This is a genomic window from Pseudomonas sp. SZ40, assembly GCF_052958135.1.
In genome coordinates this window covers 26,625-41,898 of the sequence record NZ_JBQWIF010000044.1, presented here as the reverse complement: position 1 = coordinate 41,898, position 15,274 = coordinate 26,625, and the positions used below count along the sequence as shown (strand labels likewise).

The window sequence follows — 15,274 nt, the reverse complement described above, 5'->3', positions numbered from 1 at the left end:
TTGCTGGCGAATGGTGGCCGTGGTGCGAGGTTGCGGGATGGCCGCTACCGCTTTCGCGCCGAGGGCGACGCTCCTACGCGATAGTGGGGATCCCGTAGGAGCCAGCTTGCTGGCGATTGGTGACGTGATGCGTGGTTGAGGCTGCCCGATAGATATCTATCTCGCCCGCAATGCTTCCAGGCGCTGCCGCTGCTTGCCATGTTCGTCGAAGTTGTCGGGCGACAGCCAGCGTTGTAGGGCGTCGCGGCATTGCGGCCATTCGCTGTCGATGATCGAGAACCAGGCGGTATCGCGGTTCTGTCCCTTGATTACCGCGTGCTGGCGAAACAACCCCTCGTGAACGAAACCCAGGCGTTCGGCGGCGCGCAGCGAGCGGGCGTTGCGTGCATTGCACTTCCACTCCAGGCGCCGATTGCCCAGGTCGTCCATCGCCAGGCTCATCAGCAGCCAGATCGCCTCGGTTGAGGCGGGGGAGCGCTGCATGGCGTGGCCAAAGGCGATATGGCCGATTTCGATACAGCCGTCGGCGGGCGCGATACGCAGGAAGGACAGCAGCCCTACGGCACGCCCGCTGGTCTTGTCGATCACGCTGAGGAACAGCGGGTCACTGGTGCTTTGCTTGTCCTGCAGCCAGGCATCGAACCCGGCGCGCTCGGCGAACGGACCATAGGGCAGGTAATCCCATAAGGCAGGGTCGCTGTCCACTCCTTGCAACGCCTCCCAGAGATCATCGCCATGCGCTGCTGCGTCCAGCGGTTCCAGGCACACGTAGCGGCCGTCGATGGCGCTGCGCGGTGGCGGCGAAACGGGTGTCCAGTCGAGCAGGGTGTCGTCGGTCATGGTCTGGGTTCCTGATTACAGCTGCTTGCGGTATTGCACGAAACCGGAGCGGTCGGCGATGTGATCGTAGAGCCGCATGGCGGTGGTGTTGCTTTCATGGGTCAGCCAGTGCACCCGCGAAGCGCCAGCCAGCTTGGCCTGAGCGTAAACATGCTCGATCAGCCCGCGCCCGGCGCCGCTGCCGCGAACGCTTTCGTCGACGAACAGATCCTGCAGGTAACAGTAATCGCCGGTCGTCCAGCAGGAGCGGTGGAAAATCCAGTGCACCAGGCCGATGGCGCGCCCTTCGTGCCAGGCGAGAGCCGCATGCATCGGTTCGTCGTCAGCGAGAAAGCGTTGCCAGGTCAGGGCTGTGGTGGCCTCGGGCATCTGCTGCCCGTAGAAGCGCAGATAGCCCTGCCAGAGTGGCGACCAGGCAGCCTGATCGTCAGCGGTGATTGCGCGTATTTCCATGATCGAAGTCTCCTCGGTGATTAGTCATTCATGCGCTGCGCCAGGGCGCGGTCGCGGGGATCAGCGCTGGCGCTGAGACCGTCATGCACGCCCTGGCGATCCGCTTCGCTGTGGTTCTGGCCAAGCTTCCATTTGCCCTCCAGGCGCTCGATGGGCAGGGCGAAGCCGACGATGGCGCGCAGCATGCCGGCGATGTACTCCCGGGGTGCATCGTTCAGTGCCCAGGGTTGCGGGCGCGGGTTCTCGTGACGGGCGCTGAGTTCGTCGAGCAGGCTCAGCAGGCGCTCGCTGTCATCGAAAACCGCGGCCTGGCCGTAGGCATGCACTGCGATGTAATTCCAGGTTGGCACCACCTTGCCGTGCTCGGCCTTGGCCGGATACCAGGACGGGCTGATATAGGCATCGGCGCTGTTGAAGATCACCAGCGCTTCACCGCCTTCGGCCAGTACCTGCCAATGCGGATTGGCCCGCGCCAGGTGGCCGTACAGCGTGCCGTTGCGGCCTTCTCCGGGGCGCAGCAGCAAGGGCAGATGGCTGGCTTGCAAGCCGTTCTCGCCATGGCTGATCAGGGTAGCCAGGCGGCAGTCGGCAATCTCCCGGTGCAGGGCGGCGAGGTCGTTCTGGCGAAATGCGGAGGGTACGTACATGGAGCATTCCCGTAGGTGGACGGACTCATGCTAGAACTGCCATTGGTCTGTTGTAAGATCCATTTTAAGTGACTTTCGTAGGGCCAATTAATGGCGTCTTCAGCTTCTTTGCCGGTCGACCTTTCCGGCCTGCATCTGCAGTCTGGCAAGGGATTGTCCCGCCAGCTCTACCAAGCCCTGCGCGAACGCGTGCTCGACGGCCGTCTGCCTGGCGGCACCCGACTGCCCGCCAGCCGGCAATTGGCCGAGCGCCTGGGGGTGTCCCGCAATACGGTGAACCGTGCGCTGGATCAGCTCTATGCCGAAGGCTACGTGCAGGGCCGGGTGGGTGATGGCACCTATGTGGCCGCCATCTCCGCGGTCGCGGAGCCGCCAGCCGCAGATGTGCCGGGCACGGCCAGTAGCGCCGCGCTGCAACGGCTCGACGAGTACCATCTGCCGGCACCGTTAGCCGGCGCACCGCGGGCGTTTCGGGTTGGCGTGCCGGCTTTCGATCTGTTTCCGTTCGAGACCTGGGCGCGGCTGTCGGCGCGTTTCTGGCGCAGGCCGTCACCGGCACGGCTGGGCTACGGCGATCCGGCGGGTGACCCGCAACTGCGCGAACTGATCGCCGCCTATCTGCGCAGCAGCCGGGGCCTGCAGTGCGATCCGGCGCAGATCATCGTCACCTGCGGCGCACAGCAGGCGATCAGCCTGTGCGCGCAATTACTGGTCGAGCCGGGTGATCCGGTGGCCGTCGAAGATCCGGGGTACCGTGCCGCCGGCCATGCCTTCAGCGTTGCCGGCGCGCAGCTGCGCGGTATTGCCGTCGATGGCGACGGCCTGGATGTCGCGCAGTTGGAGCGGGCAGGGGCGTGCCGGCTGGCCTATGTCACGCCTTCGCACCAGTATCCGACCGGGGTGACGCTGTCACTGCCCAGGCGCCTGGCGCTGCTCGACTGGGCCGAGCGTAACGATGCCTGGATCATCGAGGACGATTACGACGGCGAGTACCGTTACAGCGGCACGCCGCTGGCGCCGTTGGCCGCACTGGATCGTGGGCAGCGTGTGCTCTATGTCGGCACTTTCTGCAAAATCGCCTTTCCGGCGCTGCGGCTTGGCTATCTGGTGCTGCCACCCCGTCTGGCCACTGCCTTCTCCCGGCGTCGTGCGGTGGATATGCGCCACTCGGAGGTCGGCACCCAGGCGGTGATGGCCGCGTTCATCGCCGCCGGGCATTTTCAGCGGCACATCCGCCGCATGCGCAATGCCGCCCGCGCCCGTCGGGATGCGCTGCTGGCGGGCTGGCCGCAAAGTCTGCCGGGCTGCGAGCCGCTGCCCGATGTACACGCTGGCCTGCATCTGAGCGTGCGCTGCGAAAGCCTGGCGCGAGAACGGGAACTGGTTGCCGGTGCGGCGACGGTGGGTGTGGAGATCAACCCACTCAGCAACTACTGGCTACCTGGCGGCGATACGTCGATGGACGATCGCGCTGGCTTGGTACTGGGTTTCGCGGCGGTGCCGGAAAAGGCGATCGGCGAGGCCTTGCAGGCCTTGCAGGGTGCCTGGAAACTGTCTGATTAAAAAGGCGCCATCTTCGCCTGTAGACGAGTCTTCACGGCGGGCCACCCACTGTCGATGATGCTGAAACGCACCGAGTTGCACTTGCGCCCGTCGGGCATGATTCGTTAACGCTCACAGCCCAAGCTCCGAGCCGCATGCTCTGAGCCACCATCGGCGTTGAATGGCTTTGGTGGGTTAAAGCGCCACCCTACGGTCGATGCCCCTGGGGAGTAGGGTGGGCTTCAGCCCACCACCGAAAACGCTCACAGCCCGAAGCTCCGAACCGCATGCTCTGAATAGCCAGCCACCATCGGCGTTGAATGGCTTTGGTGGGTTAAAGCGCCACCCTACGGTCGATGCCCCTGGGGAGTAGGGTGGGCTTCAGCCCACCACCGAAAACGCTCACAGCCCGAAGCTCCGAACCGCATGCTCTGAATAGCCAGCCACCATCGGCGTTGAATGGCTTTGGTGGGCTGAAGCCCCACCCTACGGTCGATGCCTTGGGAGTAGGGTGGGCTTCAGCCCACCACAACAACGGCCACAGCCCCAAGTACTGAACCGCATGCTCTGAGCCACCAGCCACCTCGGCGTTGAATGGCTTTGGTGGGCTAAAGCGCCACCCTACGGTCGATGCCCTGGGGGTAGGGTGGGCTTCAGCCGACCGAACGATCGCACCACCGCCCGACCAGGCGAAGCCCCTGAACAGGTTAAGATGGGCGCCCACCCAAGCACGAGGAACTGCCGATGCGGATGTTGCAGTCTGCCGAATTTCATCCCCGTCTGCGTGAGGGCCTGCTCGAGTTTCCGGTGCACCATGTGCGCGGCGGGACGTCCACCGGCCTGGTGATCTGGGAACCGTTCGCGCCTGCGGATTCGGTGCTGCGTGAGGAACTGCTGCGCCATCTGATGGGGGTGCCCCTGAGTGGCTCGCAGCCCGGCAATCGTCAGATCACCGGCCTGGGCCGTGGTGCGCCGACCAGCAACAAGGTGTTCTTCGTCGACTGGGAAGCGACCCGTGACGGCGAGCGATTGGTCAGCACCCTGGCGCAACTGGCCAGTGATCACGCCGCCATCGACTGGAGCGTGAATTGCGGCAACCTGTCCAGCGCGTTGCCGCTGTGGGCGCTGGACGTTGGCCTGGTGACGGCAGCGGCGGGCGAAAGCCGTGACATCAGCATTCGCAACAGCAATACCGGAGTGATCAGCACCGGGCGCATCGGACGTACTGCCGAAGGCGCGCTGGTCTGTGCGTCGATTCCCGGTGTCGGCGGCGAATTTCCCTCGGTCGATCTGTTTCTGCACGATCCCGTGGGCGCCAAGACCGGGCAGTTGCTGCCGACCGGGCAGGCGGTCGAACAGATCGACGGGCGTGCGGTGTCCTGTGTCGATGTGGCAGTGCCGATGGTCATCACCCTGGCCAGCGATTTTGGCAAGACCGCCCATGAGCCCCTCGCCGACCTGCAGAACGACCAGGCCTTCATGGCTGACCTGCGCCGCGTGTGGGTCGAAGCGGGGTTGCGGATGAAGCTGCGCCGCCGCGACGGCGAGCTGATGACGGCGGACGAACTGGCGCGCAGCGAAACCCAGCCCAAGGTCTGCATCGTCGGCCCACCCCAGGCAGGCGGTAATATTTCGGTGCGTTATTTCACGCCCCAGGCACTGCATGCTTCGATGGCGGTTTCCGGTGGCTGCTGCCTGGCTGCTGCTGCACTGATCCCGGGCTCAGTGGCCTGGCAGGTGGCTACGGGGCTTGCCGCGCCGTCTGACGAGTTCGCCGATATCGAGGTGGCCATCGAAAACCCGGCGGGCGTTCTCGCCACCACGGTGGTGGCCCGTGAGCGCGACGGCAAACTGCAGGTCAGCAGTGCCGCCTATCGGCGCACGGCGCAGGTATTGTTGCGCGGCCACGTACCGCTGTATCGGGCATCGCCAGGGCTGGTCGAAGCACTATTGCCGTTGACCCAGCGCTAGACCAGGCGCTGTTTCGGGTTCTGTTCGGCGGGAGGAGGCTCGATGCCCCAGTCGCCATGCAGGTACCAGTCGTCACCGAGCATTTCGCTGGGATGCTGGGTGCGGCCTGCACCGTTGCCACACTCCAGGTCGTCGGCAGCGCAATAGCGGTCGCACCCCCAGCAGACGCGCTGGGGGTTCTTCGGGAGCAGGGGGAATTTCTTGGCCATGTCGCGCACTCCTGTGAGTCTCGAACTCAAGCTAGCGCGTCTGGCGTCGCGGCCCTTGACCTGGGTCAGCAGGGCCGCTGTCGATGCTGAACCTCAGGCCGGGTCGGTCGCTTCGCTGGAAGCGTCCTGATTGCCGTTCTGGCGCAGCTTCTTGGCCCGTTTTTCCAGCACCAGATACACCACGCAGGCGACGGCCAGTGGCAACAGGAAGTAGATCGCCCGGTAGCCGATCAGCGCGGCGACGATGCTGCCCTTGGACATTTCGTGCTGCAGCAGAGCAATGAACACCGCCTCGATGACGCCCAGCCCGGCCGGAATATGGGTGATCACCCCGGCGATACTGCTGATCATCAGAATGCCGAGAATCATCGGGTAGAAGGCTTCTTCCGGCAGCAACAGGTAGATGATCAGCGCCATCAGCGACCAGTTCAGTGCACCCAGGCCCGCCTGCAACAGCGCCATCGGCAGCGCAGGGAGGGTCAGTTCATGGCCACGCACCTTCCAGGTTCGGCGTTTGGAGAACTGGCAGGCGAGCAGGTAGCCGATGCCCACCGCCAGCAACGCCAGGCCGATGATGCGCAGGCCCGTGGCGCCGATGGCCCAGCCTTCCGGCAGCTTGAGCAGGCCGAAGGTGAAGATCACGCCTGCCAGCAGGATGTAACCCAGCCAGTTGGTGATCAGGCTCATGCTCAATACGCGGGTGATGGTCGAAACCTTGAGGCCGAGGCGCGAATACAGGCGATAGCGCAGGGCGACGCCGCCCACCCAGGAACTCAGGTTGAGCGTGAAGGCGTAGCAGACGAAGGTCAGCGGCAGGATCTGCCGCGCTGGCAGCTTGTGGCCGGTGTAGGCGCGGCCGATCAGGTCGAAGCTCGAGTACACGGCGTAGCTCAGCGCCGAGACGCCGATCGCGGCGAGCAGAATGCCGCTGCTGTAACCGCGCAGGGCCTTGCTGACTTCCTGCCAGTCGAGGTTCTTGACCAGCATGAACAGCAGCACCGGCACCAGGATGAAAAAGCACAGGGTCAGCAGGCGCTTGGCCCAGCGCCATACCGGTTTGCCTTGCTTGTCGTCGGGCTCGCTCACGAGACTTTCTCCTGGTCGATCTGCAGGGTGTTGCACTGTGGCGCCTCGACGTTCGGTTGCAAGAGCTTGAGCCGTGGCGAGTGGGCCGGGAACCAGCCGGCGATGGCCGGAAAGTGGCGCAGGAAGTGGAAGCACATGAAGATCAGCGGCGCGCGCCACCAGTAGCCGCGCATCACCCGCTTGAGCGGCACCGATTTGCAGCTCGAGGTGGCCAGTTCCATCAGGTGCTCGTATAACCGGCGATTGAGGGCCGGGTCACGGACGATCACGTTGGCTTCCAGATTCAGCGACAGGCTCAGGGGGTCCAGATTGCTGGAGCCCACGGTCGACCATTCGTGGTCGGCCAGCGCCACCTTGCCGTGCAGCGGGCGCTGGCAGTATTCGTAGATGGTCACGCCGTCGCGCAGCAGGTAGTTGTAGGTCAGCCGCGAGCACAACCGCACCAGCGGCATGTCCGGTTGGCCCTGAAGAATCAGGGTGACCTTGACCCCACGCCGCGCCGCGTTGCGCAATTCGCGCAGCAGGCGGTAGCCGGGAAAGAAATAGGCGTTGGCCACCACCAGGCGATGCTGGGCGTTGCGGATGGCGTCCAGGTAATGCTGTTCGATGGTGTTGGTGTCGTCGCCGTTGTCGCGGATCGCCATGAGCATCCGGCTGTTGCCTGCATGACGATGCTGAGTCGGCTGATTGCTGCGGCGCAGGGCCACTTCACGGTCGTCGCGCGCTTGCAGCAGGCGCTCGCTGGCAGCGTGCAGATCGGCAACGATCGGCCCGCGAACGCGAAGCGCGTAGTCCTGCTTGGCCATCGGCCCATTGGCGATGAGGTGATCGACGCCATAGTTGATGCCGCCGATGTAGGCCAGCTCGCTGTCGATCACCACGATCTTGCGGTGCAGGCGGCGGAACAGGTTGGTGCGCATGCCCATCAGGCGCTTGCCCGGATCGAACATGTGCACGCGTACGCCGGCAGCGACCAGCGCCGCGACGTATTCTTTCGACAGGTCGGCGGTACCGTAGCCGTCCACGGTGATCTCCACCCGGGCGCCGTTATGCGCGGCAGCGATCAACGCTTCCTGCAGCTCCATGCCGACCTTGTCTTCGAAGATGATGAAGGTTTCCAGCAGCACCTCGCGCTGGGCGTTGCGGATGCTTTCGAACACGGCAGGAAAGAAATCCTCGCCGTTGATCAGCAAATCGACCTGGTTGCCATCACGCCAGTCGTACTTCATAGCCGTATCTCCACAGCCAACGGTGCATGATCCGACAGGTGCGACCAGGGGCGGGTCGACAGCACCTGCGGGTTTTGAGTGGTTGCGTTGCGCACGTAGATGCGATCCAGGCAGAGCAGCGGCCAGCGCGCGGGAAAGCTCTTTGCCGGCGCGCCATGTTCGCTGACGAAGGCTTCCTTCAGACCGCTGGCGGCCAGCAACCCGTCGGCACGTTTGCGCCAGTCGTTGAAGTCACCCGCGACGATCACCGGCGCATCGGCAGGCAGGCGGTCGAGCACCTTGCAGAGCAGACCGAGCTGCTGCTTGCGATGGATTTCCCGCAGCCCCAGGTGCACGCAGATGGCGTGTACTTCGGCGTGGCCCGGCACGTCGAGCACCGAGTGCAGCAGCCCGCGCTGCTCCTGGGTGCCAATGGAGATATCCAGGTTCTCGTGGCGCAGGATGGGAAACTTCGACAGCAGTGCATTGCCGTGGTCGCCGTGGGGGTAAACGGCATTGCGGCCGTAGGCGAACTGCGGCCACATGCTGTCGGCGAGAAACTCGTATTGTGGCGTCGCTGGCCATTCTTCGTAGCGCTTGGCGTGGTGCTCGTGGGTACCGTGCACCTCCTGCAGGAACACCATGTCCGCCGACAACGTGCGGACCGCATCGCGCAGCTCCGGCAGGATGAAACGCCGATTCAGAGCGGTGAACCCCTTGTGGGTATTGACCGTGAGAATCTTCAGCGTGTGGACCGCCGTAGCCAGTTCGGTCGGTGCCGGTTGGTGGGTGCTCATTGGGAAACTCCTGGCGACCGGCCTGGGGCATTGGGCAGCCCCTCGGCCAGGTCGAACTGCTGTAAAAGCGAGTAGGCGTCGTAGGGGGCGCGTACCTTGAGATCGTTGTCGAAATAGCAGTAGACGTCGCGCGAGGCCCTGGCACGAGGCTTGTGGGCATCGATCAATTGCGCATCGCCTGGCTGGTTGCCGCGGCTCCAGGTGGCGATGCGCTGGTGCCAGTGGGCCAGCGCAGGCTCATCGTAGCCGCTGGCGTAGAGTTTCTTGTTGCCGTGCAGGCGCAGGTACACGAAGTCGCTCGTCAGGTCTTCGGCGTAGGGCCACTTGCCGCCACTGTCAGCGAACACCAGCGCCACCTTGTGCTTGCGCAGCAGGGCGATGAAGACCGGGTCCCGGAAACTGCCATGGCGGATTTCCACGGCATGTCGCAGACGCTGGTGATGGGGTGCGTCGAGACTGCCTTCGCTCTGCCGATCCGCTTCGCGGGCACAGCGTTGTGCCTGTTCGGTATCTTTGGGCAGCAAGGCGAGAAAGTCGGCGAAGCGCTGCTCATCGAAGACCATGCTCGGCGGGAACTGCCACAGGAACGGGCCGAGTCTGTCGCCGAGTTGCAGAGGCCCCGAGGCGAAGAAATTGGCGATCGGCGTGGCTACGTCGTTCAGGCGGCGTATGTGGGTGATGTAGCGCGGCGCCTTGACCGCGAAACGAAACCCCTCAGGCGTCTCGCTGGCCCAGCCGGCATAGCGCTCGGGCGTCTGCAGGGCGTAGAACGAGCCGTTGATCTCGATGCTGTTGACGGCCCGGGAGGCGAACTCCAGCTCCTCCTTCTGACGCAGGCCCTGGGGATAGAACTCACCCCGCCATGGCGCGTAACGCCAGCCGGAGATGCCAATATGGATGCGGCTCAAGGTGATTCACCCAAGCAACAGGCGCCAAGCGGCAAGCACCCAACCGGATGCCGTCTCGTCGCCTGTATCGGCATGGCTCAGTGCGCTCCGGTGAAGCTGCGAAACGGTGCCGTGCTGGCGTCACTGTCACCGGCCTGGGCGATGTTGCCCAGGGAAACCACCCCCACCAGACGATTCTCGCGGCTCAGCACCGGCAGACGACGTATCAGGTTCTCACCCACGTTGCGGGCCACATGACCGACGTCTTCGTCTTCGGAGCAGGTGATATCGTTGATTGTCATTCTGTCCTCCGGTCGGTGGTCGAGGTGTTCAGCGAGGCGACTGGGCAGCTTCAGGCGTTCCAGGCGTCGTTAAATTCCGACTGGAGCGGCGGGGGCGCGGTTCAAGGTTTTTGCCGCCTGGGCGACGGGAATCGGCGCTGAGCGGGTGTCAGAGCAGGGACTTGAGGTAATCGCCAAAACCGCCGCGTGCACGGCAGTCCAGTCGTGCGCTGGTGTAGACCTGTGGCAGGCAGCTCCAGGCGATGCGTGCGCCGATGCGCTCGAAGGCTGCAACCAGTTGTACGTCTTCATCGACCGGGATGGCCTTGAAACCGCCAGCGCGACGGTAGCAGGCGGCGCTGAAGGACAGGTTGGCGCCATGGATATGCCGGTGTCCGTCGCGGGCCTGGTAGGCGCTTGCGTAGCGCGCCTGCACCTCGTGGCCGAGGTCACCCCATTCGGCGACCTGCACGGTGCCGCAAACCATGTCGGCCTTCAGGCTCAACTGGCGTACCAGCCAGTCCGGGGCGACGCGGCTGTCGGCGTCCGAGCAGGCTATCCAGGTGGCGCCATGGGACAACAGCCACTCGATACCAGCAGCCCGCGCCAGGCCCACGTTCTGCGCCTCGATGGTGAGGGTGTCGACCGGGTAGTTGGCGATGACGCTGGCGGAGCCATCGGTGCAGCTGTCGAGCACGACCAGAATGCGAACGGCCACCTTCAGCTCGAGATGAGCAGCGGCGGTGAGCACGGCGTCGAGGCACTGGTCGAGTGACCGTTCTTCGTTGTGCGCAGGAATGACGACGCCGATCATGCTGGCAACTCGTCACCCGTGGAGGGGGCCAGCCCCTCACGTTGCGCAACCGACGTTGGCTCGGTGCCCCATACCTCGAGCAGCATGTCGGCATCTTCATGGCGCAGCAGGCGCGGCAGGCCCAATGCCTGATGAATGCGTTGGTGGACCTGGTCACCGGTCAGCGGGCATTCGTCGATCGGCCAGCGCCAGTGGCAAGCGAGCAGGTTGCCGCCCTGATTGAGCGAGGTCCGTGCCCGCTCGATGAGGCGATCGAGGTCTTCGCTGTCGAGGTAGTAGCACAGCTCGCTGAGTACGATGAGGTCGAAGCTGCCCTCCGGCCACTGCTCCGGCAGGCGGGTCTGCAGCAGGCGCACGTTGCTGCGATGGGCGAGACGATTGCGCGCCAGTTCCAGCGCGATGGCCGAGGTATCGCTGCACAGCAGTTGGGTGCAGCGCTCGGCAAGGCGTGCACTGAGCTCACCATTGGCACAACCTGGCTCGAAGATGCTGCCGTAATGGTTGCGCGGCAGGGCGGCGAGGGTCAGGTTGCGCTTGCGTTGCTCGTACCAGCGCTCGCGAAAGGACCAGGGGTCTTCGCTGCCTTTGAAGAGCCTGTCGAAATAGTTGTCGGCGACACTCATAAAAAAACCACCTCGAACGGTTGCTGCAGGCGCTCCACTGTCGTGGCCGAAAGCACCGGCTCGTGGCCCGTATCCGGGTCGCTGTAAAGCTGGCTGGCGAAGGCCTGTATGGCGTGGCGCTTGCGGGCTTGTGCCCATTTGTCCAGCTGCAGCTTGCGGGCCCGCTCCCAGGGCAGGCGAGGATCCTCGGGGTTCGCCCAGTGCCAGGCCCAGACCGGAATTTCGTGCACCCTTGCGCCGCAGCTCCGTGCCGCCGCCAGGGATGCGCGGCCTACGGCTTCATGATCGCTGTGACCGTCCTCGCTCCAGGTGGTGAACACCACGTCGCTGGGCTGCAGATAGGTGCTCAGGAATAGCTGCAGTTCGTGTTCGCGCGCGGCCACGCCGGTATCGGGAAATCCGCCGTGTACCCATTGCATCTGATTCAGGGGCAGGCCAAGGCGCTTCAGGGCGTCGGCGCTTTCCAGCGGGCGCACGACGCTGAGCCGCTGCGGTGTCCAATACCCGGAGCCCGGGTGGCTGGCACCGCCGTCGGTGACCGAGATCAACAGCACCTGGCGCTGTTCGCGGGCGAGCAACTGCAGCAGACCACCGCAGCCGAGTATTTCATCGTCCGGATGGGGCGAGACGATCACTGCCCTGTAACCTGCCGGCACCAGTTGCGTGCAGTCCATGTCAGGTACCTGAGCCAGGTGCCGCGACGCTCTCCAGGCTTGTGGCGAGGTGCCTTGTCCCTGAATCGGATTGGCTTTCATAGCGTCCAGCTCCCTGGTCGTTGTTGCGCTGCGAGACGGCCGAGGTCGGCCAGGTCGCGTTCTGCATGGCTTTGTCGCAGATACACCGGCAGATCGGCCAGGTGTCTGGCGAGTACGCCGTCACGGCAATAGGGGGCAGCGCCCAGTGCGCGGCCGACATGACGAATCACGCTGTCGGAAGCGCTTTCGCAGCGGGCACGCACCTGGCGCACCGGCAATTCGGCGTTCGCCTGCGGGTTGGCATCTATCCAGCGGGCGCAGTCGCGCAATGCGCTGGCCGCCGCGAGCAGGGCGTTGTCCACCTCGCCGAGGTGGGCGAGGGCGTGGGGTTCATCGTGGCGTGCACAGTGTTTGCGCAACGCCTCGCCGATCAATTGCGCCGAGCCGTACCAGCAGGCGGCGATACCGGCGCCACCCTGCCAGAAACCCGGACGCTGCAGATAGCCACCGGGCGGCCCCACGCGGTAGCCGCGAGCACCCTCGAACGACACCTCCACGCTTTGCGTGGCCTGCATGCCGATTGCCTGCCAGCCGCCGTTGCTGACGCTGACGCCTGACTGGGCCAGCGCGACGGCCACCAGTTGCTGCTCGCCGCTGGCATTCCAGGCGGTCAGTAGCCCATGGCTGAGCACCTTGGCGCCCGAGCACCAGGCCTTGCGCCCATGCAGATGGACACTGCCATCGCTCTGCTCGGCATGCAGCTCGACGCGTGCCTGGGGCGGCTCGGCGGCCCACATGCCCCAGGTGCTGTCGCTGGGCGGCGACGGTGCCGCGAAGTGCTGCATGATCGCCAGGGCGTCCGTGTGCCCTTCGTAGAGTTTGCACAGGCTCAGATCGTGTGCCGCGACCGTGGCCAACGCCTGCCAACGTTGCAGGGTATGGCCACCGCCGGGTTGCGGTAATTGGTCGAGGCCGGCGCCACAGAGCGTTTGCAACGCATGGGCGAGGGCCTCGGATTGGATCGGTGCAGCGAGCGGCAGCTCGTCCAGCAGAACGCCAAGGCGATCCACGGGAGAGCCGCCGCCGGGCGTCATGCCTGTTTTTCCTTGTGCAGCTCGAAGAGCACCAGAGAGCGATGGGTCACGGTGAACTCGTCGCCGAACTGGAAGCTTTCGTCTTCCGGTTCATCGGTGCGGTTGGTATCGAGCATGCAGGTCCAGTGGCTGCCCTGAGCGACTTCCGGCAGGCGGAAGTTGACCACGTCGTGATGCGCGTTGACCACCAGCAGCAGGGTTGCGTCGGCGCCGCTGCGGCGAATGCCGGTCGGCTGCGCGCGACCATCGAGCAGCATGCCAAGGCAGCGGGCGTGCGGATCGTGCCAGTTCTCCTCGCTCATCTCTTCGCCATGGGGCGCCAGCCAGGTGACGTCCTTGACTCCCAGCTCTTCGTTGTAGGCGCCGACGAAGAAACGACCGCGACGCAGGATCGGGTAGCTCATGCGCAGCTTGATCAGGCGGCTTACGAAGGCTTGCAGTTGCTTGCCCTGTTCACCGAGGTTCCAGTCGATCCAGCCGATCTCACTGTCCTGGCAGTAGGCATTGTTGTTGCCGTGCTGGGTGCGCGCGAACTCGTCACCGGCCACCAGCATCGGTGTGCCCTGGGCGAGCAGCAGGGTCGCCATGAAGTTGCGCATCTGCCGGAACCGCAGGTCGTTGATGGCTTCGTCGTCGGTTGGCCCCTCGACGCCGTGGTTCCAGGACAGGTTGTTGTTGCTGCCGTCCTGGTTGTTCTCGTCGTTGTCCTCGTTGTGCTTGTCGTTGTACGACACGAGGTCATTGAGGGTGAAACCGTCGTGGGCGGTGATGAAGTTCACCGACGTGAACGGGCGCCGACCGCGCTGGTTGTACAGGTCGCCCGAAGCGGTCAGGCGGCTGGCGAGCTCGGCCAGCTGACCTTCGTCACCTTTCCAGAAGCCCCGTACGTTGTCGCGGAACTTGTCGTTCCACTCCGCCCAGCCCGGTGGGAAACCGCCGACCTGGTAACCGCCCGGGCCGCAGTCCCACGGCTCGGCGATCAGCTTGACCTTGCTCAGCACCGGGTCCTGGCGGCAGGCGACCAGGAAGCTGTGGCGCTCGTCGTAACCGTCGTGGGCACGGGCGAGAATGGTCGCCAGGTCGAAACGGAAACCGTCCACGCCCATTTCCTTGGCCCAGTAGCGCAGCGAGTCGGTGACCATCTGCAGCACGCAGGGGTGGCTCAGGTCCAGGGTGTTGCCGGTGCCGGAATCGTTGATGTAGTAGCGCTTGTCGTCGGGCATCAGCCGGTAGTAGCTGGCGTTGTCGATACCGCGCATGGACAGGGTAGGGCCCAGCTCGTTGCCTTCGGCGGTGTGGTTGTAGACCACGTCGAGAATCAGCTCGAGGCCGGCGTCGTGCAGGTGCGCAGCCATCTCCTTGAACTCGTTGATGTGCCCACTGGCCAGGTAGCGCGGATGAGGCGCGAAGAAGCCGATGCTGTTGTAGCCCCAATAGTTGTTCATGCCCTTTTCCAGCAGGTGCTGGTCATTGACGAAGGCATGCACGGGCAGCAATTCCACCGAGGAAACACCCAGTTTGCGGATGTGCTTGATCACGTCGGCGTTCATCAGCCCGGCGAAGGTACCGCGCTTGTCTTCGGCCACCGACGGGTGACGCATGGTCAGGCCGCGCAGATGGGCTTCGTAGAGCACCGTCTTGTCCCAGTCGACGCGATGGTTGCGGTGTTTGCCCCAGGTATAGGCAGGGTCGACGACCTTGCACTTGGGCACGAAGGGCGCACTGTCACGCTCGTCGAAGCTGAGGTCGCCATCGGGATGACCGATCTCGTAGCCGAACAGCGCTTCCGACCACTTCAGTTCGCCAACCAGTTGCTTGGCGTAGGGGTCGATCAACAGCTTGTTGGGGTTGAAACGGTGCCCGGCTTCCGGCTCGTAAGGGCCGTAAACCCGGTAACCGTAAATCAGCCCCGGATGTGCATCGGGCAGGTAGCCGTGCCAGATCTCGTCACTGTACTCCGGCAACTCGATGCGTTCGATCTCCTCGAGACCGTCCGGATCGAAGATGCACAGCTCGACCTTGGTGGCGTGAGCCGAGAAGAGCGCGAAGTTGACGCCCAAACCATCCCAGGTCGACCCCAACGGAAAGGGGTGACCTTCGGTAATACGCGAGCGTGGTTGACTCATT

The 15,274-nt window shown here is 64.5% G+C and carries 16 protein-coding genes and 1 pseudogene; 2 read left to right on the top strand and 15 right to left on the bottom strand.

Annotated features, from left to right (window positions below; translation table 11 throughout):
* Positions 1–156 precede the first annotated feature (156 nt).
* The 3 genes from ACT9T4_RS23555 to ACT9T4_RS23545 are packed head-to-tail and all read right to left on the bottom strand — an operon-like array spanning position 157 to position 1,940.
* Positions 157–840, bottom strand: a complete 684-nt coding sequence (locus tag ACT9T4_RS23555) for a GNAT family N-acetyltransferase (protein ID WP_499119236.1) — start codon at positions 838–840, stop codon at positions 157–159.
* 15 nt (positions 841–855) lie between these two features.
* On the bottom strand, positions 856–1,293 hold the full coding sequence (locus ACT9T4_RS23550; RefSeq protein ID WP_042555686.1) for a GNAT family N-acetyltransferase: 438 nt from the start codon (positions 1,291–1,293) through the stop codon (positions 856–858).
* Positions 1,294–1,313: 20 nt separating this feature from the next.
* Positions 1,314–1,940 carry an FMN-binding negative transcriptional regulator gene (locus ACT9T4_RS23545; RefSeq protein ID WP_499119234.1) on the bottom strand — a complete coding sequence of 209 codons (627 nt, stop codon included), beginning with the start codon at positions 1,938–1,940 and terminating at the stop codon, positions 1,314–1,316.
* 90 nt (positions 1,941–2,030) lie between these two features.
* On the opposite strand from ACT9T4_RS23545, the gene pdxR reads away from it, so the two are divergent.
* Positions 2,031–3,503 carry a MocR-like pyridoxine biosynthesis transcription factor PdxR gene (gene pdxR / locus ACT9T4_RS23540; protein WP_499119232.1) on the top strand — a complete coding sequence of 491 codons (1,473 nt, stop codon included), beginning with the start codon at positions 2,031–2,033 and terminating at the stop codon, positions 3,501–3,503.
* Here pdxR and ACT9T4_RS23535 read toward each other — a convergent pair.
* A pseudogene (locus ACT9T4_RS23535) lies at positions 3,500–3,607 on the bottom strand (GNAT family N-acetyltransferase); the annotation flags it as partial. The gene pdxR and the pseudogene ACT9T4_RS23535 overlap by 4 nt on opposite strands.
* A 619-nt stretch (positions 3,608–4,226) precedes the next feature.
* Here ACT9T4_RS23535 and ACT9T4_RS23530 point away from each other — a divergent pair.
* On the top strand, positions 4,227–5,453 hold the full coding sequence (locus ACT9T4_RS23530) for a PrpF domain-containing protein (protein ID WP_499119230.1): 1,227 nt from the start codon (positions 4,227–4,229) through the stop codon (positions 5,451–5,453).
* Here the strand turns inward: ACT9T4_RS23530 and ACT9T4_RS23525 are convergent.
* From ACT9T4_RS23525 to glgX, 11 genes are all read right to left on the bottom strand, one after another.
* The gene (locus ACT9T4_RS23525; protein ID WP_042555689.1) at positions 5,450–5,662 is read right to left on the bottom strand and encodes a DUF3079 domain-containing protein; all 213 of its coding nucleotides are present in this window, start codon (positions 5,660–5,662) and stop codon (positions 5,450–5,452) included. The two genes, ACT9T4_RS23530 and ACT9T4_RS23525, sit on opposite strands and share 4 nt — an antisense overlap.
* Before the next feature lie 93 nt (positions 5,663–5,755).
* The gene (locus ACT9T4_RS23520) at positions 5,756–6,748 is read right to left on the bottom strand and encodes a lysylphosphatidylglycerol synthase domain-containing protein (protein ID WP_042555690.1); all 993 of its coding nucleotides are present in this window, start codon (positions 6,746–6,748) and stop codon (positions 5,756–5,758) included.
* Positions 6,745–7,977, bottom strand: coding sequence for a cardiolipin synthase ClsB (gene clsB / locus ACT9T4_RS23515; protein ID WP_042555691.1), 1,233 nt, complete (start codon positions 7,975–7,977; stop codon positions 6,745–6,747). Before clsB ends, ACT9T4_RS23520 begins: the two co-directional genes overlap by 4 nt.
* Complete coding sequence (locus tag ACT9T4_RS23510; protein ID WP_042555692.1) at positions 7,974–8,753, bottom strand: endonuclease/exonuclease/phosphatase family protein; 780 nt, start codon at positions 8,751–8,753, stop codon at positions 7,974–7,976. Before ACT9T4_RS23510 ends, clsB begins: the two co-directional genes overlap by 4 nt.
* Positions 8,750–9,661 (bottom strand): DUF72 domain-containing protein, encoded by a 912-nt coding sequence (locus ACT9T4_RS23505; RefSeq protein ID WP_499119228.1) that lies wholly within the window; start codon positions 9,659–9,661, stop codon positions 8,750–8,752. Before ACT9T4_RS23505 ends, ACT9T4_RS23510 begins: the two co-directional genes overlap by 4 nt.
* Before the next feature lie 77 nt (positions 9,662–9,738).
* Complete coding sequence (locus tag ACT9T4_RS23500; protein WP_499119226.1) at positions 9,739–9,942, bottom strand: CBS domain-containing protein; 204 nt, start codon at positions 9,940–9,942, stop codon at positions 9,739–9,741.
* A 148-nt stretch (positions 9,943–10,090) separates the two neighbouring features.
* Positions 10,091–10,735 carry a glycosyltransferase family 2 protein gene (locus ACT9T4_RS23495; RefSeq protein WP_042555694.1) on the bottom strand — a complete coding sequence of 215 codons (645 nt, stop codon included), beginning with the start codon at positions 10,733–10,735 and terminating at the stop codon, positions 10,091–10,093.
* Positions 10,732–11,358: a class I SAM-dependent DNA methyltransferase gene (locus ACT9T4_RS23490; protein ID WP_042555695.1), complete on the bottom strand. Its 627-nt coding sequence runs from the start codon at positions 11,356–11,358 to the stop codon at positions 10,732–10,734. The genes ACT9T4_RS23495 and ACT9T4_RS23490 overlap by 4 nt, the downstream gene beginning before the upstream one ends.
* Positions 11,355–12,113, bottom strand: a complete 759-nt coding sequence (locus ACT9T4_RS23485; RefSeq protein WP_499119223.1) for a PIG-L deacetylase family protein — start codon at positions 12,111–12,113, stop codon at positions 11,355–11,357. Before ACT9T4_RS23485 ends, ACT9T4_RS23490 begins: the two co-directional genes overlap by 4 nt.
* Positions 12,110–13,147: an acyl-CoA dehydrogenase family protein gene (locus tag ACT9T4_RS23480; protein WP_499119221.1), complete on the bottom strand. Its 1,038-nt coding sequence runs from the start codon at positions 13,145–13,147 to the stop codon at positions 12,110–12,112. The genes ACT9T4_RS23485 and ACT9T4_RS23480 overlap by 4 nt, the downstream gene beginning before the upstream one ends.
* Positions 13,144–15,273, bottom strand: a complete 2,130-nt coding sequence (gene glgX, locus ACT9T4_RS23475; RefSeq protein ID WP_042555697.1) for a glycogen debranching protein GlgX — start codon at positions 15,271–15,273, stop codon at positions 13,144–13,146. Before glgX ends, ACT9T4_RS23480 begins: the two co-directional genes overlap by 4 nt.
* Position 15,274: the final 1 nt, after the last annotated feature.